Here is a 23,292-nt window from a genome sequence, read left to right on the forward strand (position 1 = left end):
ATAAATTTTAACTTAAAAATAAAAATCTATGATAGAATACGAAAATTAATCTTACAAGGAGAAAAAATGGGAAAATTTGTAAAAAGTGTAGATCACTTTTTTGAGTTTTGTAAGGAAAACGAAGTTAAGTTTGTTGATTTTAGATTTACCGATATGAATGGCACTTGGCACCACGTTTCATACAACTTAAAGGCTGTAAATAAGGAGATGTTTGAAAAGGGCGTGCCGTTTGACGCTAGCTCGTTTGGTGGCTGGCAGCCGATACACCGCTCGGATATGATTTTTATCCCAGAGGCACAGAGTGCATTTTTAGACCCATTTACGGCTGATGTTACGATAGTCGTGTTTTGTGATATTTACGACATTTACAAGGGGCAAATGTATGAAAAATGTCCACGTTCAATCGCAAAAAAGGCAATGGCTTATGTCAAAGAGAGCGGTGTGGGCGATGTGGCGTATTTTGGACCAGAGAATGAATTTTTTGTCTTTGATAACGTCAAAATCGTGGATAAAACAAACTGCGCAATGTATGAGATAGACTCCGAAGAGGGCGAGTGGAATGATGATAGGGACTTTAAAGACAGCTACAACACCGGTCATCGCCCACGCAAAAAAGGCGGATACTTCCCGTGTCAGCCGGTGGATTCTATGGTGGATTTAAGGGCTGAAATGGTGCAGGTTTTAGAGCAAGTCGGACTTGAAACCTTTGTATTTCATCACGAGGTCGCACAGGGACAGGGCGAGATCGGCGTGAAATTTGGCACACTTGTTGAGGCGGCTGATAATGTGCAAATTTACAAATATGTCGTAAAAATGGTCGCTCATCTAAACGGCAAAACAGCGACATTTATGCCAAAGCCACTTTATGGCGATAACGGCAGCGGTATGCACGTACATCAGTCAATCTGGAAGGACGGCAAAAACCTATTTTACGGCGAGGGCGGATACTCAAATTTAAGCGATTTTGCAAGGCATTATATCGGTGGCGTGCTAAAACACGCTAGGTCGGTCGCTGCCTTTACAAACCCAAGCACAAACAGCTACAAACGCCTAATCCCGGGCTTTGAAGCGCCGTCAATTTTGACATATTCAAGCCAAAACCGCTCGGCTTCTGTGCGTATCCCGTATGGCTCTGGCGAGAAGTCAGTAAGGGCTGAAATGCGCTTCCCTGATAGCACGGCGTGTCCGTATTTGGCGTTTGCGGCTATGCTTATGGCTGGGATTGACGGCGTAAAAAATAAGATTGAGCCGGTCGGGCCGATGGATGAGAATTTATTTGTTTTAACACTTGATGAAATCCGCCAAAAGGGCATAGAACAGCTCCCGCACACGCTTCGTGGTAGCCTTGAAGCGTTGATTCGTGATAATGCATACCTTTCGCCGATAATGACGGCTGAATTTATTGATGCGTTTCAGCATTATAAATTTGAAACGCAGGTGTGGCCTTACGAGGCGCGCCCAACTGCGTATGAGTTTAAGACCTGCTACTCTTGCTAATTTACTACTTTTTCTAAATCTAAGGGCGTTTTGCTCTTAGGTTTTTGTTGTTTTTTGTGCGAAATTTGGTAGTTGGGCAGTGTTGATTTAGAATTTGTTTTGTGATTTTAAATTAAGATTATCATTTGCAATCCGAACCATAAATTCCATAATTCGTAATCTACAACTTGTAATCTGCCACTTGCAACCTAAATTCCATAACCATAAACCCACAACCTAAAACCCGAAATCTGCTATTTGTAACTCACAATCAACAATATGCAACTCGCAACCTGAAATCTACAATCCACAACTTACCACTTATCGCTTGAACGATACAACCATAACCCTAAATCCGAAATCTGCCACTTACCATTTGTAACCTAAATTTCACAATTTGTAATCAACAACCTGTAATCTGCTACTTGTAACCTGAGCTCTACAACCTAAAACTCACAATCATAACCCCGTAGCCAACAACCCATAAGGTCGGTAATTTAAATTATCATTTTTTTATGATAAAAATTTTGTTTTTTTTTATATCGGTGTAGGTTTTTTATTTTGCTTTAACTTAATTTGTGGTGTTTTTGCTTGTTTATTTTTTGCTTTTGAGATTAAAAATTTTATTTGTGAATTTTGGTAGTTGGGCAGTGTTGATTTAGAATTTGTTTTGTGTTTTTAAACCCACAACTCCGCAACTCCCCCCCCCCCAAAAAAAAACCCAAAAACCCAAAAACCCAAAAACCCAAAAACCCAAAAACCCAAAAACCCAAAAACCCAAAAACCCAAAAACCCAAAAACCCAAAAACCCAAAAACCCAAAAACCCAAAAACCTCAAAACCTCAAAACCTCAAAACCTCAAAACCTCAAAGTTCGCAAAGTTCGCAAAGTTCGCAAAGTTCGCAAAGTTCGCAAAGTTCGCAAAGTTCGCAAAGTTCGCAAAGTTCGCAAAGTTCGCAATTTGGCGTGTAATTTAAATTATCATTTTGTGATTAAAATTGCTTTATTTTTGTTTTGCTTTTGGCGTTTTTATGTTTGAAATTTTGTTTTTATGAGCTGATTTTTCTTATTTTTTTGATTAAAATTTGATGATTGGTTTTTATGTAAAGTTTGGTGGCTGGGTTACGTTGATTTAAAATTCGTTTTGTATTTTTAAACCCATAAAACCTGCAAAACCGCCAAAACCGCAAGAGGGTTGCAGGGTTGGCGTGTAATTTAAACTATTTTATTTTAACTTTGTTTTTGGTGTTTTTTAAATTACAAAATCTTAGGGCGCTTGTGTGTAATGTAAATTTTTATGATAAAAATTTTGTTTTTGTCAGTTGCTTTTATGTTGTATGGTTTTAATTTTTAAAACTCGCAACATTAAGAAATTTGCGAGAATTGCGAGAATTGCGAGAATTGCGAGAATTGCGAGAATTGGGAGGATTGGGAGGATTGGGAGGATTGGGAGCGTAATTTAAATTACTTTTTTAAGTTGCAAAATTTTTAGTGAATGTAAAAAATTTAGTGGATTATTTTAAATCTATAAACCTGCGATTTAATTTTATACAACTTAAATTTTTATCCTAAATCTTTCAAATTCGGTTTTGAAAAAGATATTTAGGTCTTTTAAGCTCTCATCGTTCATTTGGATTAGTTTTAGGCGGTGTTTTTTGTAAATCTTTACCTTTTTTGCCTTTCGTTTTAGGTATTTTGGCGTATTTAGCCCCCAAAATTCTATGTAAATTTCAAAATCAACTAGGTAAAAATCGCTAATTACACGCTCTTTTGTATCTGCTTTTTTCTCATAAATAAACTTAAATCCGTGATGAAAAAGCCAGTTTGCAACGACCAGCTCGGCTCTGCTTTTAACCAAATCATTGCTATCGCTTAGGTATCTTTGCTGTTTGATTTTAGCTGGTTTTAGCCTTAAAATAAGCCAAAAAATGATACATAAAAGCCCTAAAATGGCTAAAATTTTAAAGTCCATTAGTGCTTTCAAAGACACAAAGCCAAAGGCATTTTTTGCTAGTTTTTACGACTTTGTGCCACCTATTTTTAGGGATAAAAAGCGTATCGCCACGCTCTAAACGCTCTATTTTGCCGTTTTTGTATTTGATTTTTGCCTTGCCACGAAGCAAACAGACCCACTCATCGCTGTTTTGATTTAGCCATTTTGTCGTTTGTTTGCTTGATAAAATCCGCTCAATGCGAAATTTCTTACCGCAAAAAACATCGCTAACGACCTCAAAATCGGCATTAAAATCTAAATTTTTAAAGATATTTTTCATAAATCAGGCGGCATATAGCCTTTTTCTCGTTTTTTTAACGCCTCTTTTTTGCGTTTTTCAAGAGCGTAAGCGTCATTAAGCGCGTCCTCATCATCAAATTTCGTCCCATCAAGAAATTTTCTGTAATCCTCAAACTGCTTATTTTTAATCCCCCAAATTAGCCCAAAAAGCGCAAAAGCACCAAGCATTACCGAGATTAAGAGCATTGCCATTAAAACTGCGTTATCCACGAAATTTTCTCCTTATATTTAGTGAATTTAAAATCACGATGAGCGAGCTAAACGACATAGAAATCGCCGCAAACAGCGGTATAATCAGCCCAAAAACGGCAAGCGGTATCGTTAGGGCGTTGTAAATTAGCGAAAATGTGAGATTTTGTTTTATCGTTTTTAGCGTTTGGCGTGAAATTTCAAGTGATAGTTTTAACGCCGATAAATCATCGCTAAGTAGCACCACATCGCTTCGCTCCAAGCTAATATCAGCCCCACTGCCCATACAAACGCCAACTTCGGCGTAGCTCATCGCCAACGTGTCGTTTATGCCGTCGCCGACCATTAAAATTTTATGTCCATTTTTTTGCAGATTTTTAATAAATTCCGCCTTAAAATCAGGCAAAACTTCGGCTTTGTAATCTTTTATGCCAAGTTTATCTGCCACGATTTTAACGGCGTTTTCGTTATCGCCACTTAGCATATAAACGCCCATTTTTAGGGCCTTAAAGGCATTTATGCACTCTTTTGCATTTTGCCTTATCTCATCGCTTAGGCTAAATGTGCCAACTATTTTTTTATCAAAAGCGACAAAATAAGCCGTATTTGTCGTGGTTTGATTGATTAAAATGCCGTTTTCACGCATAAAATTAGCACTGCCAGCAAGTAAAATTTTATCATCATAAACCGCACTCACGCCCTTTGCGGCGATCTCTTTTACGGCTGAAATTTTGACATTTTGCGTGATTTTATCGCTTAAAAATTTTGCCACAGCCACGCTTACTGGGTGTTTTGAGGCGTTTGCTAGGGCAAAGATGACATTTAGGTCAAAATTAGTGCTAAAATCATCTACCTTTAAAACACCCTTTGTGAGTGTGCCAGTCTTATCAAACACGACCACGTCGCACTTTGCAAGGCTTTCAATTATGCTTGATTTTTTAAAGATGATTTTGTTTTTTAGCCCAACGCCAAGTCCGACAAGCGTGCTAACAGGAGTGGCAAGTGCTAAGGCACAAGGACAGGCGATGACAATGACTGAAATGGCGATGATTAGGGCTTTTTCAAGGCTGTTTGCCTCTTGTAAAAACGGAGTGGCAAAGCCAAAACCGCCAAAGAAATTCCAAAAAATAAATGTCAAAATCGCAATAAAAATGATAGTAAGCGAGAATTTTGCCGAGATTTTATTTGCTAGGGTTTGTATTTTTGGCTTTTTAAGGTTTGCATTTTCAAGCATCGTGATAATTTTATTTAGGAGCGAATTTTTAAACTCCGCCCTAGCTTCATACTCAACGTAGCCGTCAAGGCAGATTGAGCCACTCTTTATCGCCATATCGCCACCAAGCGTGATAGGCACGCTCTCGCCGCTAATTAGCGAGTAGTCAAAACTAGCCTCGCCACTTGTAATAACGCCATCAATTAGCACCTTATCTCCGGCTTTTAGTGCGATTATGTCGCCGATTTTTATCTCATTTATATCTTTTTGGATAAATTTTTCGCCCTGTTTTACCAAGACCTCGCTAATCACCATTGAGCTAAGGCTGTCAATGGTGTCATTTGCACGTTTTTTGCTTAAAATTTCAAGGAATTTACCAGCAAAAACAAAGGTGATAATCATCGCAACCGAGTCAAAATATACCTCGCCCTGACGCGAAAACATCGCCCACACCGAGTAAATGTAAGCTAAACTAGCGCCCGTTGCAATAAGCATATCCATATTTGGGGTCTTGCTCTTAAAAGCGACCACGTAGCCCCTAAAAAACGCACCGCCAGTGTAAAAAAGCACCGGCGTGGCTAGGATAAACTCGGCAAAATTTAAGATATCACGCACGCTCTTATCCATACCCAAAAAGTAGCCAGAGTATTGTGCGATGGCTATCCACATTATATTCATCACGCAAAATACGCCAACTAGCAGTTTTATGTAAAACTCACGCCGCTTGGCTTCTAAAATCGCCTCATTTCGCCCAGTGTCATAAGCGTATGCGTTGTAGCCGATTTGGTTGATTTTGTTTAAAATTTCATCTAATTTAACCAGCTCATCGTCCCATAAAATCACGGCTTTGTTGTTTGTGGCATTTATGCTTACTTCTAAAATTCCATTTAGTGAAAACAGTGCCTTTTCGTTTAGCCAAATGCAAGCCGAGCAGTGAATGCCCTCAATTACAAGGCTGATTTTGCAAATCCCATTTTCGTTTTTTACGTAGTTTTTGTATAAATTTTTAATGGCTTCATCGGTCGTTTTTTTAATGTTATTTGCGGGATTTAGGCTGTTTTTGCCAAGTCTAGCGTAAAACTCATCAAGTCCGTTTGAGTGTAAAATTTCATAGACATTTTGACAGCCCACACAGCAAAATTTTTGTCCATTTTGCCCTGTTATCATTGAGTTTTCGTTAAAAGTTAATTTACAATGCGAGCATTTAGCCATTAAATCTCTTTTGTAAAAATTTAAGCACGAAACTTGCTAAATTTAGCCCCTTTGAGCGGTGTGAAATTTCAAGTTTGACGCTATTTTCTAGCTCTCCAATCGTCTTATCAAAGCCATTTGGGATAAACATAAAATCATAGCCAAAGCCGTTATCTCCACGCTCATCATTTATCACATCGCCGTGCATAAAGCCGTGCGTGGTGTAGTTGCCAAATTTTGATGAAATAGCGATACAAGCGGTGTAAAACGCCTTTGTTTTGCTTAAATTTAGTGCATTTAGCTCATCAATTAGCTTTTTTCGGTTTGATTTATCAGTGGCATTTTCGCCGCTAAAACGTGCTGAATAAATGCCCGGTCTGCCATTAAGCACATTTACGCTAATACCGCTGTCATCGCTTAAAGCGATAAATTCATCGCCAAGCCCCATAGCCTTTATTTTTTCATAAACAGCCCTTGATTTTATCAGGGCATTTTGCTTAAAACTCGTGCCGTTTTCAATGATTTCAAATGGGGTTAAAATTTCGCTTAATGCGTAAATTTCATAACCTTTTAAAAATTCTTTTATCTCTTTTACCTTGTCTTGATTTGACGTTGCTAGAACGATTTTCACGGCACTCCCTTTAAAATTTTGGCGTTAATTTTATCAAAAAGAAGTTTAATATTTAAAAAAGCGTGTTAAAATTACTACTTTTTTGATAAAGGAATTTTATGTTAAAAAGCGTTTTACCACTTAGTTTTATCGTCGCAAACCGATTTTTTGGACTTTTTATCGTCCTGCCAGTGCTTAGCCTTTATGCTTTAAATTTAGAGGGTGCAAATGAGTTTTTGGTGGGAATTTTAGTCGGTGGATATGCGATTACCCAGATGATTTTTCAGGTGCCTTTTGGGGCGATTTCAGATAAAATCGGCAGAAAAAAGGCGATTGCAATTGGACTTTTAATCTTTACCTGTGGCTCGGTAATTTGCGGTCTTAGTAGTGATATTTACACGATGATTTTTGGGCGTTTGTTGCAAGGCGTGGGTGCGATTGGAGCGGCGGCAACGGCGATGATTAGCGACTTTACAAACGAAGAAAACCGCTCAAAAGCGATGGCGATAATGGGCGGATTTATTGGAATTTCATTTTCTGCTTCAATGGTTTTAAGCCCGATTTTAAGCAAGAGCTGGGGGCTTTCTGGGCTGTTTTATCTAAGCGCGGTATTAAGCATTTTTTGCATTATTTTGCTATTTTTTGCCGTGCCAAAAGAGCCAAAAATCAGCCACCACGACCCAAAAGTCCCGTTTTTAAAGCTCATTTTTGCTAAGGATTTTTTCATCATCAGCCTTACAAATTTAATGCAAAAAATGCTTACTAGCATCGCATTTTTAGCAATCCCAATCGTGCTTGTAAATGAGCTTGGCTTTGTTAAAGAAAATTTGTGGCAGGTCTATGTTTTAAGCACGATTTTTGGCTTTATCGCTATGGGACTTGGCGGATTTTTAGGCGACGGCAGGGGGCTTAGCAAGGCGATTTTGCTCTTTGGCGTGGGGCTTTTTATCGTTAGCTACGCATTTTTTAGCCTTTCAAATAACACCGTGCTATTTATCATCGGTGTGGTCGTATTTTTTACTGGATTTAACCTGCACGAGCCGATAATGCAGTCTTGTGCGAGCAAATTTGTAAAATCAGCACAAAAAGGTGCGGCACTTGGCGTGTTTAACTCGTTTGGATTTTTTGGTAGTTTTGTGGGTGGAATTTTTGGCGGATTTATGCTTCATCACTACGATATTTACGCACTTGCGATGATTTGTGTGGGGCTTTGTGTAGCGTGGTTTTGTCTGCTTTTAACGATAAAAGACCCAAGGGTTTTTAAGACCATTTACTTTTTAAATGGCGAAAATTTAGACGCACTTAACGGCATTAGCGGTGTTTTTGATAAATTTAGCGCTAAAAATGGCGTTGCGGTTAAGTTTGATAGCACTTTAATAGATGAAGAAAAAATCAGAAATTTGGCTAAATAATGTATGAATTTATAAATTTTACCGATTTAGATGATGTCCAAAAAGAGATGATTTTTAGGTGGCGAAACGATGAAAGGGTCGCTAAATTTATGATACACAAAGCGATTGGCTGGGACGAGCATTTAAAATTTTTAAATGATTTAAAAACAAAAAGTAACAAGCAATACTTCTTAATCAAAAATGGGGGGGGGGTATGTCGGCGTGATTGATTTTGTAAATATTAGCAAAAACGCTTGTGAATTTGGGATTTATGCAAATCCAGAGCTAAAATCGCAGGGCAAAATTTTAATGGAGCTGATGATTAATCACGCTAAAAACGCACTTTGCGTAAAACAAATCAAAGGCTACGCTTATAATTTTAATCAAAAAGCCATAGCCTTGTATGAGAAATTTGGCTTTAAACTCACGGCAAGAGATAGCGAATTTACACACTTTTGCCTTGATTTAGAGCATTAAAAGCACACGGACTTTTTCGCCTTTTTTGATAAATTTTTGCTCTTTTGGCACGACTAGGAGTGCTGCTTGGTTGGTTAAATTATTTACAATCGCCGAGCTACCTAGCTTTTTGCCACGTAAATTTGCGTATAAAACGCCATTTTTATGCTCTAAATTGACAGCACTAAATTCCAAAAATGGCGAGCGTTTTTCGTAATCCTCATCTAAAATTGCCGTTAAATACGGCTCATCTTGCAAAAACCACGTATTTAAAAGCACCCTGAGAAAAAGCACACACATAACCATAGCGGAGTATGGGAAGCCGGGCAAGGCAAAGATGTATTTTTCGCCAGATTTTGCGATTTTTATGTGTCTGCCGGGTTTTATATCGGCACCATTTATAATGATATTAAACTCATCTTTTAACGCAATTTTAACAAAATCATAATCGCCCATACTAACGCCACCAGTTGTTAGCAAAATGTCAGCTCCTTTTAGTGCGTTGATTATAGCTTCTTTGACAGCGTTTGGCTCATCTTTTGTGATCGGCATAATGATAGCATCAGCACCCATTTTTTGTGCCATACAAGCAAGTGCTACGTGATTTGAGCTGTGAATTTGTGCATCGTTTTCAAGCGGTTCGCCAAGGTCTTTTATCTCGCTGCCAGTGGCTAAAATTGCGATTTTTGGCTTTATAAAAACCGAGATGAAAAACAGCCCAAGCTCGGCTAAAAGTGCGATTTCAGCATAGTTTAGCTTAGTGCCTTTTTTGATTAAAATCTCGCCTTTTTTGTAGCTTTCGCCCACCTGCCTAACCGCAAAACCCTTAGCCACTGGCTTTTTAATTAGTATTTTTTGCCCTAAAACCTCCACATTTTCAACTGGCACGAGCGTGTCGGTATCATCGCTCATCAATGAGCCAGTAAAGGTCTTAACGCACTCATTTTCATTTAAAAATAGCTTTTTATCGCTGCCAGCTGGTAGTGATGCGACTAAATTTAGCTCACTTTGAGCGTTAAATTTAAACGCATAGCCGTCCATTGCAGAGACTGGTTTTGCTGGGTAGTTATCATTTGCGATGACATCAAATGCAATGTGCCTATCAAGGGCATTTGTAAGCGCTACTTTCTCAACTCTATCCCACAAAATGGCGTTTTGCTTTAAAATTTTAAGGCACTCATCATAGCTTTGTAAATTCATCTTTAATCCTTGCTTAAAATTCCCGCATTTGGTAGCTTTTGCGAGCGTTCTTTGGCGTAAATTCTCACGCCGTTTTTAACATCATACTTCCAAATCGGAGCGTTCGCCTTAAAATCCTCAACAAATTCGTTAATCAGTCTTAACGCAACCTTTCGCTTCGGGCTTAAAACCCCTGCGATATAGGAGCTTTCGCCGACTTTGACGTCGCCTTTTGAGTGAGCGAAAAAGACCTTTGCGTTTTGGCTTTTTGCTATATCCTGCCACGAATTTAGCCATTTTTGCAAAAGCGGTTCGTAAATATCAAAGCTAAGCGCCTCAATGCCGTCCTCGCCCCTAACAATGCCTACGAATGTGATTAAAGCGCCGCAATTTTGGCTAACGCTCTCCTTGTGCCATTGATTAAAAATCGCACAAACATCTAAACTGCCATCGTAAATTTGCATCTTAACCCCCGCAAACCGGTGCTAAAAGCACGACCCTATCGCCGTCTTTTAATGGCGTGTCAATGCTAGAAACAAGCTCGTCATTTACTGCCACACCGCAATCTTTTAACCAAATTTTAAGGCTCTCATCTTGGTTTAAAATCTCTTTTAACTCGCTCAAATTTGAAACGTCTAACTCCAAATTTTGCCTATTTATCGGCCCTAAAAACTCAACTTTTACCATTTTTATCCTTTGAAATTTTGCGTGATTTTAGCATATTAATCTTTTAGAAGTTATAATTTTAAAGGTTTAATTAGCTTTTAAAATATTAAAATCAAAATATTAATATCACATAATTTATACGCAATTAAGTCAATTTTTGTTACCATAAAAAAACTTATTTTTAATAATTTATAAACAAATTTAAAAGGAGATAGATGAAGAGATTAATTTTTATGCTGATAATGCCTTTGTTTTTTATATCTTGTGCGTCGGTTAGTAAGCCTTATATGCCACCTATAAAAGATGAAAACGCCCAAAAAGAGGCGATTTTTCATAGCGGTTTGCTAAATAAAAAGGATTTATCAAACGGCATAATAAACGAGCCGCAAAATGGCAAGCCAAATTTATCTTTAAGACCTATTACTGGTTCAAAATCAGCACCCCTAACGATAATCAACCCCTACGGCTCATCAATCACCGTTTGGGCGTTAGCTCCGGGCAATTGGCTTTGGGGCTACACGCTAGATAGCTCAAAGGACTTTGGCGACGCAAGGACGTGGCAGGTGCTAAATCTTGGCAGCGACATCGTCTTAATTAGCAATTTATTGACAAAAAACTGCATTCACGATGAGGGCAACGGTATCACTCACAGACCCTGTGATATCAATAACAAATCCCAGCAGTGGCAGTTGTTTGCTATGGATAACGGCGCCGTTCAGCTAAAATCAACGGCCTCTGGCAAGTGCATTAGGACTGAATTTGGGCTTCTTGTGGAGGCGGACAGATATTTTAGCATTACGATGGAGCCTTGCTCGTTTAAGCCAAACATAGACCAGCAGTGGATTTTTGTCCCAGAAGCGGCGGTTACGGCGCCACTTTTAGGAGGTAGGCAGTGAAAATTTTAATAGCTTTTTTAATCAGCCTAAGTGCGCTTTTTGGCGTGATTGATGATTTTAAGACAGCCACTTGGAATATGCAAGGTTCAAGCGCAAGCAGCGAGGCTAAGTGGAGCATTAGCGTAACTCAGATGTTTTCAGGTGCAAACGGCATTGACGTCCTTGCCATTCAAGAAGCCGGGACTTTGCCGGTTACAGCTTTGCCTACTGGCAGGGAATTTAGATTTGCTGGAATTTCAATTGAAGTAACGGAGCACGTTTGGAATATCGGCACACGTTTGCGTCCAGATCTTATCTTTATTTATTACGCTCAAACCGACCTTGGCGGCAATAGGGTAAATTTAGCCATCGCTAGCAGAAGACAAGCCGACGAGGTGTTTTTACTCCCGCCTCCGACCACCGCTTCAAGACCGATGCTTGGCATTCGCATAAATAACGACGCATTTTTTAACATCCACGCCCTAGCCACCGGCGGACCTGACGCTTCGGCTATCGTGCATAACATAGACCTATTTTTTCAAAGCTCGCCGACCCTAGCTAATACGAACTGGATAATAATGGGCGATTTTAACAGGGAGCCCGGCGAACTGCTTAGTTCGTTTGAGCTCGCTTTAAGGCTAAGGACTAGGATTATTACAAATAATGCGATCACGCAAATTAGTGCGAGACGGACGCTAGATTACGCAATAGTAGGCAACTCAAACCGCGCCGTAGTCCCAGCCCCACTGCCGCCTATCTCGGCTAGCACCTTTTTTAGCGGTTTTAGAACCCACATCGCAAGCGATCACTTCCCTGTAACATTTAGGAGATTTCCATGATAAAAAGAGCGTTTTTAACGATATTTGCCCTAGTTTTGCTAAGCGGGTGTGTTTCTAAACCCAAAATTTTACAGCTAGATAGCTCAGGCGGTTTTGCAGGAGATATAAGCAAGGCGCCAGATGAAAAACGAGCGCCAGATAGGATAAAAGTCGCGCTAGGCGATAAAAAAGAGCTTGTAAGATTAAGAAATTCATCAAATAACGCCGTTGATGCCTTTACCCTACCACTTAGCCTAAGGTCGCTTGATACGGGCTTGCCGTTGGTTGTAAATTTTAATCAACAAAATGAAACGTTTAATTACAATTTAAGAGAGGTTAAAGCCTTTGACCCAAATATCATAAATGAGATTAAAAAGGTTGATAATTTTAGATTTTTAAAGCTTGAATACGTGCAATTTACATCGGCTACAAATATTGATATGTGCCTAGCCATTGATGAGAGCGGATTTTTTACCCTAAAAAGCTGTGCCGAGGACTTAAATAAAAAGAAATTTGAGACCGTTTATCAGCTCATACCTTTATTAAGCGACGCTGTGGAGATAAGGTCGCTCGTTTTAGGCGGCGGCGAGTGCATTAGCACCTTTGTAAATCCAAATTTAGAGCCTTGGCAAAGGGTCGGAATTTTAAAGTGTGAGCTAAGAGAGGGATATGGAGTGAAAACGCCTAAATTATGGGCTATTATGCCTGAAATCAGAGAGGCTAAGATACTAACGCCGATTGATTGATGTTTATAAGTAGGAGTTATAATGAAAAATTTAATAATAGATTTAGATGGTACAATTACAATAGATAGTGATTTAGAATACTCGTGTAAGCAAATAAATACACAAGTTGTAAATCAGTTAAAAAAATATAAAGAAATGGGGTTTAAGATTACTATATACACAAGTCGTAATATGAAAACTTTTAATGGTAATCTAGGTAAAATAAATGTAGAAACATTGCCAAATATTTTAAAATGGCTAGATTCTAATAAAGTGCCTTATGATGAGGTTATTGTCGGTAAGCCTTGGTGTGGAACAGAGGGGTTTTATGTTGATGATAGAGCTATTAGACCTAGTGAATTTGCTACTTTAAGCTATGATGAGATAAAGAATTTGTTGGGTATTAACTTACAAGATAGTGATAATATTGCTAGGGAGTGATTAATGATATTAATTACATCAGCAAAATATCTTTCTGTAGATTTTCAAATAGAACTGGGGGGGGGGTATTCCACCTGCTTTTTTGCCGGTTGGTAGCAAAAGACTATATGAATACCAGATTGAACTATTTAAATCTTTAAATGAAAAAATATCCTTATCACTACCTAGAAGTTTTATCTTGGATAAATCAGACAAAGACAGGCTAAAACAACTAGGTGTAAATATAATTTTTGCACCAGACAATATTACTCTTGGTGAATCAATTGTATATTGTTTAAATATGCTTATGCCTTTTAATGAGAGTATTCGTATTTTACACGGCGATACATATTTTAACAAACTTGATTTTTGTAATAATTCTTTGGTAGTAAGTAAAGCAAAAAATAATTATGATTGGGAATTTTTAAGCCGGGATTATAAAATTAATAACAATTTTATTCTAAATGACAATATGGTTTTGTCTGGATATTTTGAGATTTCTGATCCATACGAGCTTATTCATTCAATTTTAAAATCAAATTTTTCATGGACACAAGGCTTAAAGCTTTATTCTAAAAATAATCCTTTTAAAATAGTGGAAAATAATACTTGGATTGATTTAGGACTTATTTCAAGTTATTTTTATTGCAAAAAGTATATTACATCTCAAAGAGCATTTAATGACTTAAAAATAGAAAATGGATGGTTTGTAAAAAGTTCTAGTATAAAGCAAAAAATAGAAGGAGAGATTAATTGGTTTGAAAAATTCCCAATTCAACTTGATCTAAATTTACCTAGGTTTGTTAATCTAAATTCAGGTTCATATAAAATAGAATATTTATACCTAAATACATTATCAGAACTCTTTGTGTTTGGAAAATTATCAAAAATTGTTTGGACAAGAATATTTAATACGCTTAAAAGTTTTTTGACTAAGTTACACTCTTATAAGACAGATACTGGAAGTGAATTTAATTTTTTTAGCAAAACCACAAATAGGCTTTATACTTTTTTAGATGATAATGGTTTTGATATGACAATGGTATGGAGATTTGAAAATATAGAAATTTCATTAAATGAAATGTTGAGAAATATTAATTTAGAGATTGGTCAAAACGATACAAATTCTTTTATTCATGGTGATTTTTGTTTTAGTAATATTATGTATGATTTTAAATCAGAAGATATTAAGACGTTTGACCCTAGGGGTTTAGATTTTTCTGGTAATATCACGCCTTTTGGTGATTCTAGATACGACTATGCCAAGCTTTTTCACTCTTGTATTGGTCTGTATGATTTTATTATTGCTGGATTTTATGATTGTAACATAATAGATAATCAAATTTTTTTAACAATAAAAACTCCAAATTCAATTAGGTTAATTCAAGATGAATTTTTTAATATAATTTGTCCAATCAATAAAAGAGAATTTTATGCAATTACTATCCATCTATTTTTATCAATGCTTCCGTTACATTCAGATAATAAGAGTAGGCAGTTAGCATTATTTGCCAATTCATTTAGATTATATAAAGAGTTTTTGGATTTAAGGAGTTAAGTTTTGATTATTATATTTCCTATGGCTGGACTTAGCAGCCGTTTTGCAAAGGCTGGATACAAATTGCCAAAATATATGCTTGATATTAAAGGTGGTTCTGTTTTTTACAATGCCGTTAATGGTTTTAAGAGATATTTTAATTCTTGTAAGTTTTTGTTTATATATAGAGATATTATGGATACAAAAAATTTCATAAAAAAAGAATGTGCTAAAATGAATTTAAAAAATTATGAAGTGATTGAGTTAAAAAATGAAACGCAAGGTCAAGCTCATACGGTTCAATTGGGACTTGAAAAATCAAATTTTGATTTAAATGATAGCATTTTGATTTTTAATATAGATACTTTTCGCCCAAATTTTAAACTCCCATCTAGTTTTGATATATCTAAAATTGATGGATATTTAGAAGTATTTGAAGGCGATGGTGAAAATTGGAGTTTTGTTTTGCCAAAAGATGAACAAAATGTGATAAAAACGGCAGAAAAAGAGAGAATTTCACCACTTTGTAGCAGTGGATTGTATTATTTTAATAAGGCGAGTGATTTTATTAGTGTGTTTGATGAATTATTTCAAAACAATCAAAGAACAAAAGGTGAGTTTTATATTGCACCTTTATATAATAAACTTATTACACAAGGCAAGATTATCAAATATTTTAAAATACAACTAAATGAAATAATTTTTTGTGGCACTCCAAAAGAGTATGAAGATTTAATTATAAAAAAAGAGAGTAATGTATGAAAGAAATTTATAAACACATCAATGATTTTGATATAGTTATGGCTTTAAAAGAGGCTAAGAGCAAGTATCCACAAATGTATTTACAGCTTCTATTTAAATTCGGTTTGTTTGAAGAATTGATATATTTTTTAGAAGCTAGCCAATCACAAAACAATACATTTAATCTTGAATTAATTAAATTAGTAATCAATGCCAAAGTGGATAGTGTGTTAAATGATAAGAGATTTGAAGTTATTTCAAGAGAAATTTTATTAGCATATGTAATTAATTATAAAATCCAAAATAGATTTTTAAATATAGATGAAGCTGTTAAATTTTTAGATGATCTTAGATTGAATTTTGATAAATATAATAGATTTACAATTATCTATATTTTTGTTGAGATTTTTGATTACTTTTATGAGCTTGAAGATTGGAGCTTTTTTGCAAAAGCTAGATCAAGTGTAAATTTTCTTTTAAATGAGAAATTTATAAATCATCAAGGTGCTATTAAATATTTTAAAAACTATACTGAAATTTTTAATAAATATTGCAATAATAGTAATTGTAGAGTAGCTATTGTAATAGCTGGTGCTTATAGAGGGCATTTTAGGCATTGTTTAAAATCTGTTGTGGATTTAGCCACAGGACTTGATGCTGATATATTTATATCTACCTGGGATACGTCGTGTTCTTATCCTGGTGTTTGTGGTGCAGGAATGAATTATGCACATAGAAATTTTAGTGCTATTTTAGGTAGCTGTCCAGAGATAATAATAAATAAAGCAGGACTGAAAAAACATTTTTTTAATACATTTAAAATATTAGATACAGAGATTAATGAACCCTTAAATGATTTAGAATTTAAACTATATAGTAGTATAAAACAATATAGTTTAAGTAATAATTTATTATTTGAAAACAATATAATAAAGCAAAATTATATGGATAAAATTTCATATACTACAAAGGAGGATTTAGAGCTTCATAGGGGAAGGTATTTTATTAACGTATTCAAACAATTTTATCATATTGCAAATGCTAAAAAGCTTGTGTTAGATTATGAATCAAAGCATTCGTTTAAATATGATTATATTATTAGAGTTAGACCTGATGCTAATGTAAGAATGCTAGATAGAAGTGAGCTTTTTAAGCTAAAAAGTGGTGATTTTGCAGTTGCCTTAACGAGTAGAGGGGAAGGCCTTACCGATATATGTTTTTATGCAAAAAGAGATGAAATGTTAAAATTTATGGATTTATATAATGTAGATAAAATGCAAGAGTTTAAATATTTTACAAAAATGTTCTTGGTTGGTGGCATTCATGGCCTTTTGACAAATTGGGCGATGTTAAATAAATTAAAAGTAGTGCCTATGAGACTTCCTGTTTCATTAGAAAATAAATATCATATATCGTTCTTACCAAATTTTGATGATGCTCTAAAAGAGGATATAAAGAACACAACGCTTAATAAAGATGAACTTTACAAATGTCTAAACTTTTTTGATAAGATTAAAGAGTTGATAAAAAATAATAATACAGAGATAAAAAATCTCAACTATAAAGAAATTACAGCCGAGTTTCGTATAAAAAATCAGTTAAGTTATAAGCTAGGTCAAGCAATGATATAAAATTCAAAAAGTGTATTGGGATATTTAAAAATGCCATATATTTTAAGTGGCATATATAACCAATACAAAAAAGAGCAATTTGCCTATAATGATAAAATCAATAAAAATCCAAGTTTGGCGTTACCAAAGTTAAGCACTTATGCTGACTACAAAGAAGCTATTAAATGTAAAAACCATTTGAGCTATAAATTAGGAGAAGCTTTGATTAAAGCCAGTAAAAACTGGTATAAGGGTGGATTTATTAAATTTATGTTTGAAGTTATTAAAATAAAGAATAAATCATAATATTAATTTATTATTATAATTTTTTATTAATTTAATTTCATAATATCGTTTTTTTTTTTTTTTGATAATCTGCTGTTTTTAAAATTAAATGGCAGGTTAAGATGAAAAATATTGTTTTGTTGGGCGGAAGCAATTCTGTAATGACGAATGGCTTACAAAAAGGCTTAAAAGAGTATGCAAATGTAACAAATTTAGCCTTAGGCGGCACCGCAAATCTTCAAAATTTATATGAGTTAAAACGAGATAGAAATCAAGAAGCTATAAAAAATGCTGATTTGATTATCACAGAATCATTTATTAATGAGCTAGATAATCACAATATTAGAGAAAATTTGCCATTTGAAATAATATTTAAAAATTTACAATATTTATATGCTACTTTGTATGAGCTTAAAAAGCCAATTTGCATATTAATCTTGCCATATCGTCCTAAAAATCATCAGATAATAGCTAATATGCATAGATTTTTAGCCAATTATTTTGGGTTAAATATAATTGATATGCAAAATTACTACAAAGAGCACGAAATAGTTCAATTTGGCGATAAATTTGGAGCACATCAGCTGCCTGTTGTTAGTAGATATGTCGGCAAAGAGATAGCTAAAAATATAGATAAATTTCAAATCTCAAATAAACAAATAAAAATACAACTACCAGAATTTAAAGTATTAACGCCAGATAATATGCAAAGAAATGGTAGCTTTAAAATTTTTAATCCAAATAATAGTATGTATAATGAAATAGTTTATCGTTTAGAAAAGGGCAATCATCTAAGCTTTAATGGATTTGAAGGCTATCAGATATTAGGGATACATAGCTGGAATTTAGAAAATAACGCAGAAATTACAAGACTTACTTGGCATGCCGCTACTGCCCATTGTGCTTCGTTTCACATTAAAGCATTAGGTGTTAATATTGTTAAACCAACTTCAAAATTAAATATTTTTTGTGAAATTCAAGCTGAGCCAATAATTAGTGATGATTTTATAATTAAATTTAATGATGAAAATTTGCCTAACACCGAGTTTTATGTAAATTCGCATTTAGAAAAGCCAAATTTATTGATCTTGCAATATTTTGATTTAATCGCACTTTTATTATGTAAGCCAAATCCAAATGAAAAACTAATTAGCCTTGATACAATCTCATTTGATACAGATATGTTAATTAATAAGGAGATAGATTTATCTTATTTAATACCAAATATAGTATTTTTTAGAGATTCTATGGAATTTATAGATGAGTATATAGGGTATTTATATCCAAATATTACAAGGCATATAGAAAATGTTTTAATGCCAAAGGTTAAAAACGAGATAGCCCTAAATACCAAGCCAGTGGCGTTACCAAACTATGAGATTGATATAAAAAATATTAAAAGCGAGATTGATATTTTAAGAGAAAAATATGAGCTTGATATAAAAAACATTGATTTTAAAATCAATATTTTAAACAATGGTTTAAATTTCTTACTTTATGAATCTGCTAAATTTAGAATTTGCAATCAATTAAGCTATAAATTAGGCAAAATAATGGTAGAAAATTCCAAAAGTTTATTTTCTATTTTAAAACTGCCGTTGGTCTTAGTAAAAGAGATAAAAAACTACAAAAAAGAGAAGATTTTTTACAACAAAAAGACAAAAGAAAATCCAAATTAAAACTCCCACCGCTTGAAATTTATCCAGATTATAAAGAGGCTTTAAAATATAAAAAGACTTTAAATTATAAATTTGGTCAAGCCTTGATAAAAGCTAACGAAAGCCCATTTAAATTAGGTTATTTATCCTTATGGTTTAAATGCAAAAAAATTAAAAAAGAGCATAAAATTTCGTAATCATCGTAATTTTAAATTTGCATTATTTTACCCATATTAAATGTTTATTTGATTTAAAGTTAGCTTTTAGGGGAGTGGTTGTATAATCTCGTTATTTTTATGCTAGGAGTTTTTATGACCCAAGAAGAATTAGACGCTTTGATGGCTGGTGACCTTGATGATATCGCTGATAGCACGCCCACAGAGCAAGAAGCACCAAAAGAAGAAGCACCAAAACCAGAAGCTAAAAAAGATGAAAACGAGTTTGTAAATTACAGAGTGAGTGCCGATAGTGCTTGGCCTCCGCCACCGCCGACTGATGATCATAAGATGGTTCATCAGCTTGATGATGTCACTCGTGATAGCGAGAAAAAAGCCACCGAAATGTTTGATAAGCTTGAAACGATAAACGGCTTTTTTATGGATGCTGAGAGCGGTTGCGGGGCGTTAAATTCTGGGCTTGATGCAAATATCGCACTCTTTACGACTTTAAGCGAAAAATTCCCACACGTGGCGACATTTAGCGAGGCATTAGAGCGAAATAACGCCCTAAAATCAAGCATTGATGAGATTGTCGGCAACCTACAAATGGGGCAAGATGAGATAATGATGGCAATGGATATGATGCAGTATCAAGACATTCATCGCCAAAAGATTGAGCGCGTTATTAACGTAATGCGCGCGCTTAGCAAGTATATGAATACGCTATTTGAAGGCAAGATTGACGATGATAAGCGTGTTGGCTCGGCTGTGCATATCGCGGGTGATACGACCACTGAAAATTTAGTAAGCAATGATGACATTGAAGCACTCATTGAAAGTTTAGGTAAAAAGTGAAAAAACCGGAGCTTTTAAGCCCAGCAGGCAATTTCACAAAGCTTAAAATCGCCCTTGATTACGGAGCGGACGCCGTTTATGCGAGTGTGGCTAGTTTTTCGCTTAGGACACGCTCGGCTCGTGAGTTTGACTTAGAGAGCTTTAAAGAGGCGATTGATTACACGCACGAAAAGGGCAAGAAATTTTACGCCACTATAAACGCCTTTCCGTTTAACTCACAGATTGAGCCGTTAAAATGCCACTTGCAGACCATATCGGCGATGAAACCAGACGGATTTATCATCGCAACGCCCGGCGTTATGAGCCTAGCAAAGCAGATAGCGCCAGAGATTGAAGTGCATTTAAGCACTCAAGCAAACGTGATGAACTACCTTGACGCTAAAATTTATCACGATATGGGAGCTTCTAGGATCGTGGTCGCTCGTGAGATGAATTTAAAAGATGTTATAAAGATAAAAGAGTTTTTGCCAAATTTGGAAATTGAAATTTTCGTGCACGGCTCGATGTGCTTTGCATACTCTGGTCGTTGCTTGGTTAGTTCGGTTCAAAGCGGTCGTATGTCAAATCGTGGCAGTTGCGCTAATGACTGCCGTTTTAAATACGAACTTTACGCTAAAAATCCAGACTCAGGCACGCTCTTTCGCCTTGAAGAAGACCCAGAGGGTGGCACTCACATAATGAACTCAAAGGATTTAAACCTTTCAGCTCACATTGATGATATTATCAAGGCTGGCGTGATTGATAGCTTTAAGGTTGAGGGTCGCACAAAGAGCGAGTATTACGCTGCTTGCGCCACTCGCGCTTATCGTATGGCGATTGATGACGCGATGAGTGGGAATTTTGAGATTAGCAAGTATCAGTTTGAGCTAAACACGCTTAAAAATCGCGGTTTTACGGACGGATATTTAGTTCATCGTCCATTTGAGAGAGCTGATACGCAAAATCACATCTCAAGCCTAGAAGAGGGCACTCATCAGGTGCATTCAATAAGCGAGGACGGCGAGTTTTTCAAGTGCAAATTTAAAATCGTGCCAGACGAGGCTTACGAGATTGTCGCTCCGCTTGATGCAAAGATAGATGAGTGTGATAATGAAATCGGTAAAATTTATAAGCAAAATGGCAAATTTTGGCTAGTTTTTAAGCAGTTAATTAGCAAAAAGGGTAAAACTTTAGATGAAATTCACAGCGGAAACGAAAACGAGATGAAGCTACCTATAAAAATGCCTGAATTTAGCTTTTTAAGAAAGGAGATTGTGTGAAATTCGTATCAATTATAATGGGAAGTAAGAGCGATTATGAGATAGTAAATGAAGCAGCAAAGCTACTTAGCAAATTTGGCGTAAAATATGAGCTAATCATCAGCTCAGCCCACAGAAGCCTAGAGCGAACGAGCGAGTATGTAAAGAGTGCCGAAAAAAAGGGCGCGCAGGTCTTTATAGCAGCCGCTGGTATGGCAGCTCATTTAGCTGGGGCAGTCGCTGCAAACACGACAAAACCGGTCATTGGCATACCTATGGGGGGCTCAGCGCTTAGCGGAGTTGATGCGCTTTACTCAACCGTGCAAATGCCAAGCGGAATGCCAGTTGCCACACTTGCCATTGGCAAGGCTGGGGCGATAAACTCGGCATACCTTGCTATGCAAATTTTAGCCCTAAACGATAGTGATTTAGTACAAAAACTAAAAGATGACAGAGAGGCTAAAAAAGAGGCGTTAAAGAGCGATTCTGCCGAAGTTGAAGTGATACTTTAAGGAGAGTAAATGCAGACTTTTTTAAAGATTGATGAGTTTTGTAAGCTGGTTCATTTAGAGCGTGAGGTCATTGAGGGGATGATTGAGCGTGGCGTTTTAAACACTCGCACAGATGAGGGCGAAATTTACATTGAAGCTAGTCAAGGCACTATGAGCGTTGTGCCAGCAACCACTTCAAATTTAAGTGTAAATATGAATGCGTTGCCCGGCGAAAGTTTTGTTGAAAAGACTATCGGCACGATTTTAAACCTGCACGAAAAGGTGCTTGACGCAAAAGATGAAACACTTGAAGTTTTGCGAAATGAGAATAAATTTTTAAAAGAGGCACTTTACTCTATGCAGGAGCTTTACGATGAGGACAGAAAGACCATTGAAACGCTCACAGCTCAGCTCAAAAGCGCACAAGATGAGGTTGAGTTTTTAAAGCGAAAGTATAAACTAATGTGGAATAGGGCAGTTGAAAATTTCAATGGATAGGGTTTTAGAAAGCTCGTTTGTAAGCGTTGTGGGCGATGAGATAGAGCGTATTTTTTTAGAGATTAATGGCGAGTGGTTTGCGATTTTTATCAAAGATGAGAGCCTAAATTTTAGCCCTTCAAATGACCCTATCACGCTTGATTTAGAGCTTAAAAGAGCGCCAATTATCACGCAGTTTGAGGGGCTTGGTATAGATGAGATAAACGAAATTGAAAATATCGGCTTTGAGATAAATTTCATTGATAAAAGTCTAGTTTTTAAAATTTTACAAAATAGCCTAAAAATCGGCGTTACAAACTATATTTATAAAATTTGACTTTTTATTTATTTAATGATACAATGCGTTTAAATTTTTAAACATATAAACATAAAAATGAGCCAAAAGACTATTGAAATTTTGCGTGAATGCATACCGACTTTTAATGTTTTAAGTGATGAAAACCGCCTGATGATTTTGCACATTTTATTTGAAAATGGCAATTTAAATGTCAGCGACATAACGGAGCGACTTCATCTATCTCGCCCAGCTGTTTCACATCATCTTAAAATTATGCTAGACGCTGGTTTGGTAAGTGTCATTCAGCAGGGCAAAGAGCGTTACTACACCGCTACGCTTCAACAAGCAGGCGAGAGATTTTGTCGCCTTATGGCTTCTTTTATTGAAGACGGCTGTATTAAGCCGTAATTTTTTTGTTCAAATATGTTTAAAAGTTTAAACT

General features: G+C 35.9%; 24 protein-coding genes and 2 pseudogenes. 18 read left to right on the top strand and 8 right to left on the bottom strand.

All coding sequences use genetic code 11. The annotated features are described in order from the left end of the window. The first annotated feature begins 66 nt into the window (after positions 1 to 66). Positions 67 to 1,497 carry a type I glutamate--ammonia ligase gene (gene glnA / locus NYG85_RS04410; protein ID WP_284937277.1) on the top strand — a complete coding sequence of 477 codons (1,431 nt, stop codon included), beginning with the start codon at positions 67 to 69 and terminating at the stop codon, positions 1,495 to 1,497. 1,534 nt (positions 1,498 to 3,031) lie between these two features. Here glnA and NYG85_RS04415 read toward each other — a convergent pair. From NYG85_RS04415 to NYG85_RS04435, 5 genes are read right to left on the bottom strand one after another with little or no spacing between them, the layout of a single operon-like run. Next, complete coding sequence (locus tag NYG85_RS04415) at positions 3,032 to 3,460, bottom strand: helicase IV (protein WP_284937278.1); 429 nt, start codon at positions 3,458 to 3,460, stop codon at positions 3,032 to 3,034. Continuing rightward, the gene (locus tag NYG85_RS04420) at positions 3,438 to 3,749 is read right to left on the bottom strand and encodes a cupin domain-containing protein (protein WP_284937279.1); all 312 of its coding nucleotides are present in this window, start codon (positions 3,747 to 3,749) and stop codon (positions 3,438 to 3,440) included. The genes NYG85_RS04415 and NYG85_RS04420 overlap by 23 nt, the downstream gene beginning before the upstream one ends. After that, positions 3,746 to 3,979 (bottom strand): cbb3-type cytochrome oxidase assembly protein, encoded by a 234-nt coding sequence (locus NYG85_RS04425; RefSeq protein WP_284937280.1) that lies wholly within the window; start codon positions 3,977 to 3,979, stop codon positions 3,746 to 3,748. Before NYG85_RS04425 ends, NYG85_RS04420 begins: the two co-directional genes overlap by 4 nt. Then, complete coding sequence (locus tag NYG85_RS04430) at positions 3,972 to 6,383, bottom strand: heavy metal translocating P-type ATPase (protein WP_284937281.1); 2,412 nt, start codon at positions 6,381 to 6,383, stop codon at positions 3,972 to 3,974. The genes NYG85_RS04425 and NYG85_RS04430 overlap by 8 nt, the downstream gene beginning before the upstream one ends. Then, a complete protein-coding gene (locus NYG85_RS04435; protein WP_284937282.1) occupies positions 6,376 to 6,993 on the bottom strand; it encodes a non-canonical purine NTP pyrophosphatase in 618 nt (205 codons plus the stop codon). The genes NYG85_RS04430 and NYG85_RS04435 overlap by 8 nt, the downstream gene beginning before the upstream one ends. A gap of 98 nt (positions 6,994 to 7,091) precedes the next feature. On the opposite strand from NYG85_RS04435, the gene NYG85_RS04440 reads away from it, so the two are divergent. The 3 genes from NYG85_RS04440 to NYG85_RS04450 are packed head-to-tail and all read left to right on the top strand — an operon-like array spanning position 7,092 to position 8,840. Continuing rightward, positions 7,092 to 8,384, top strand: coding sequence for an MFS transporter (locus tag NYG85_RS04440; RefSeq protein WP_284937283.1), 1,293 nt, complete (start codon positions 7,092 to 7,094; stop codon positions 8,382 to 8,384). Further along, complete coding sequence (locus NYG85_RS04445; protein ID WP_284937284.1) at positions 8,384 to 8,593, top strand: hypothetical protein; 210 nt, start codon at positions 8,384 to 8,386, stop codon at positions 8,591 to 8,593. The genes NYG85_RS04440 and NYG85_RS04445 overlap by 1 nt, the downstream gene beginning before the upstream one ends. Further along, positions 8,586 to 8,840 carry a GNAT family N-acetyltransferase gene (locus tag NYG85_RS04450; RefSeq protein ID WP_284937285.1) on the top strand — a complete coding sequence of 85 codons (255 nt, stop codon included), beginning with the start codon at positions 8,586 to 8,588 and terminating at the stop codon, positions 8,838 to 8,840. Before NYG85_RS04445 ends, NYG85_RS04450 begins: the two co-directional genes overlap by 8 nt. Here NYG85_RS04450 and NYG85_RS04455 read toward each other — a convergent pair. From NYG85_RS04455 to NYG85_RS04465, 3 genes are read right to left on the bottom strand one after another with little or no spacing between them, the layout of a single operon-like run. Then, the gene (locus NYG85_RS04455) at positions 8,829 to 10,019 is read right to left on the bottom strand and encodes a molybdopterin molybdotransferase MoeA (protein ID WP_284937286.1); all 1,191 of its coding nucleotides are present in this window, start codon (positions 10,017 to 10,019) and stop codon (positions 8,829 to 8,831) included. The two genes, NYG85_RS04450 and NYG85_RS04455, sit on opposite strands and share 12 nt — an antisense overlap. Before the next feature lie 2 nt (positions 10,020 to 10,021). After that, complete coding sequence (locus tag NYG85_RS04460) at positions 10,022 to 10,462, bottom strand: molybdopterin synthase catalytic subunit (protein WP_284937287.1); 441 nt, start codon at positions 10,460 to 10,462, stop codon at positions 10,022 to 10,024. Position 10,463: 1 nt separating this feature from the next. Continuing rightward, entirely contained in the window at positions 10,464 to 10,685 is a 222-nt protein-coding gene (locus NYG85_RS04465; protein ID WP_284937288.1) for a MoaD/ThiS family protein, read from the bottom strand. Positions 10,686 to 10,879: 194 nt separating this feature from the next. Between NYG85_RS04465 and NYG85_RS04470 the strand changes: the two genes are divergently transcribed. The 14 genes and pseudogenes from NYG85_RS04470 (at position 10,880) to NYG85_RS04540 (ending at position 23,258) form a co-directional block, all read left to right on the top strand. Then, the gene (locus NYG85_RS04470; protein ID WP_284937289.1) at positions 10,880 to 11,560 is read left to right on the top strand and encodes an RICIN domain-containing protein; all 681 of its coding nucleotides are present in this window, start codon (positions 10,880 to 10,882) and stop codon (positions 11,558 to 11,560) included. Then, a complete protein-coding gene (locus tag NYG85_RS04475; protein ID WP_284937290.1) occupies positions 11,557 to 12,378 on the top strand; it encodes a cytolethal distending toxin subunit B family protein in 822 nt (273 codons plus the stop codon). Before NYG85_RS04470 ends, NYG85_RS04475 begins: the two co-directional genes overlap by 4 nt. Continuing rightward, entirely contained in the window at positions 12,375 to 13,103 is a 729-nt protein-coding gene (locus NYG85_RS04480) for a hypothetical protein (RefSeq protein WP_284937291.1), read from the top strand. The genes NYG85_RS04475 and NYG85_RS04480 overlap by 4 nt, the downstream gene beginning before the upstream one ends. Positions 13,104 to 13,124: 21 nt before the next feature. Next, complete coding sequence (locus NYG85_RS04485; RefSeq protein ID WP_284937292.1) at positions 13,125 to 13,523, top strand: HAD hydrolase family protein; 399 nt, start codon at positions 13,125 to 13,127, stop codon at positions 13,521 to 13,523. A 178-nt stretch (positions 13,524 to 13,701) separates the two neighbouring features. Next, positions 13,702 to 15,060: a capsular biosynthesis protein gene (locus NYG85_RS04490; protein WP_284937293.1), complete on the top strand. Its 1,359-nt coding sequence runs from the start codon at positions 13,702 to 13,704 to the stop codon at positions 15,058 to 15,060. Positions 15,061 to 15,063: 3 nt separating this feature from the next. Further along, a complete protein-coding gene (locus tag NYG85_RS04495) occupies positions 15,064 to 15,801 on the top strand; it encodes a glycosyltransferase family 2 protein (RefSeq protein ID WP_284937294.1) in 738 nt (245 codons plus the stop codon). A gap of 74 nt (positions 15,802 to 15,875) precedes the next feature. Then, a pseudogene (locus NYG85_RS04500) lies at positions 15,876 to 17,696 on the top strand (hypothetical protein). A 1,295-nt stretch (positions 17,697 to 18,991) separates the two neighbouring features. Further along, positions 18,992 to 19,530, top strand: a pseudogene (locus NYG85_RS12245) (hypothetical protein). A 114-nt stretch (positions 19,531 to 19,644) separates the two neighbouring features. Continuing rightward, positions 19,645 to 20,346 carry a chemotaxis protein gene (locus NYG85_RS04515; RefSeq protein ID WP_284937298.1) on the top strand — a complete coding sequence of 234 codons (702 nt, stop codon included), beginning with the start codon at positions 19,645 to 19,647 and terminating at the stop codon, positions 20,344 to 20,346. Beyond that, positions 20,343 to 21,605: a peptidase U32 family protein gene (locus tag NYG85_RS04520; protein ID WP_284937299.1), complete on the top strand. Its 1,263-nt coding sequence runs from the start codon at positions 20,343 to 20,345 to the stop codon at positions 21,603 to 21,605. Before NYG85_RS04515 ends, NYG85_RS04520 begins: the two co-directional genes overlap by 4 nt. Next, positions 21,602 to 22,096 carry a 5-(carboxyamino)imidazole ribonucleotide mutase gene (gene purE / locus NYG85_RS04525; RefSeq protein ID WP_284937300.1) on the top strand — a complete coding sequence of 165 codons (495 nt, stop codon included), beginning with the start codon at positions 21,602 to 21,604 and terminating at the stop codon, positions 22,094 to 22,096. The genes NYG85_RS04520 and purE overlap by 4 nt, the downstream gene beginning before the upstream one ends. A gap of 9 nt (positions 22,097 to 22,105) precedes the next feature. After that, on the top strand, positions 22,106 to 22,573 hold the full coding sequence (locus NYG85_RS04530) for a DUF3972 domain-containing protein (protein ID WP_284937301.1): 468 nt from the start codon (positions 22,106 to 22,108) through the stop codon (positions 22,571 to 22,573). Then, a complete protein-coding gene (locus NYG85_RS04535) occupies positions 22,566 to 22,889 on the top strand; it encodes a hypothetical protein (RefSeq protein WP_284937302.1) in 324 nt (107 codons plus the stop codon). The genes NYG85_RS04530 and NYG85_RS04535 overlap by 8 nt, the downstream gene beginning before the upstream one ends. 57 nt (positions 22,890 to 22,946) lie before the next feature. Next, on the top strand, positions 22,947 to 23,258 hold the full coding sequence (locus NYG85_RS04540; protein WP_284937303.1) for an ArsR/SmtB family transcription factor: 312 nt from the start codon (positions 22,947 to 22,949) through the stop codon (positions 23,256 to 23,258). Positions 23,259 to 23,292: the final 34 nt, after the last annotated feature.

The sequence above is a fragment of the Campylobacter gastrosuis genome, assembly GCF_030249845.1.
GTDB classification, from domain to species: Bacteria; Campylobacterota; Campylobacteria; order Campylobacterales; family Campylobacteraceae; genus Campylobacter_A; species Campylobacter_A gastrosuis.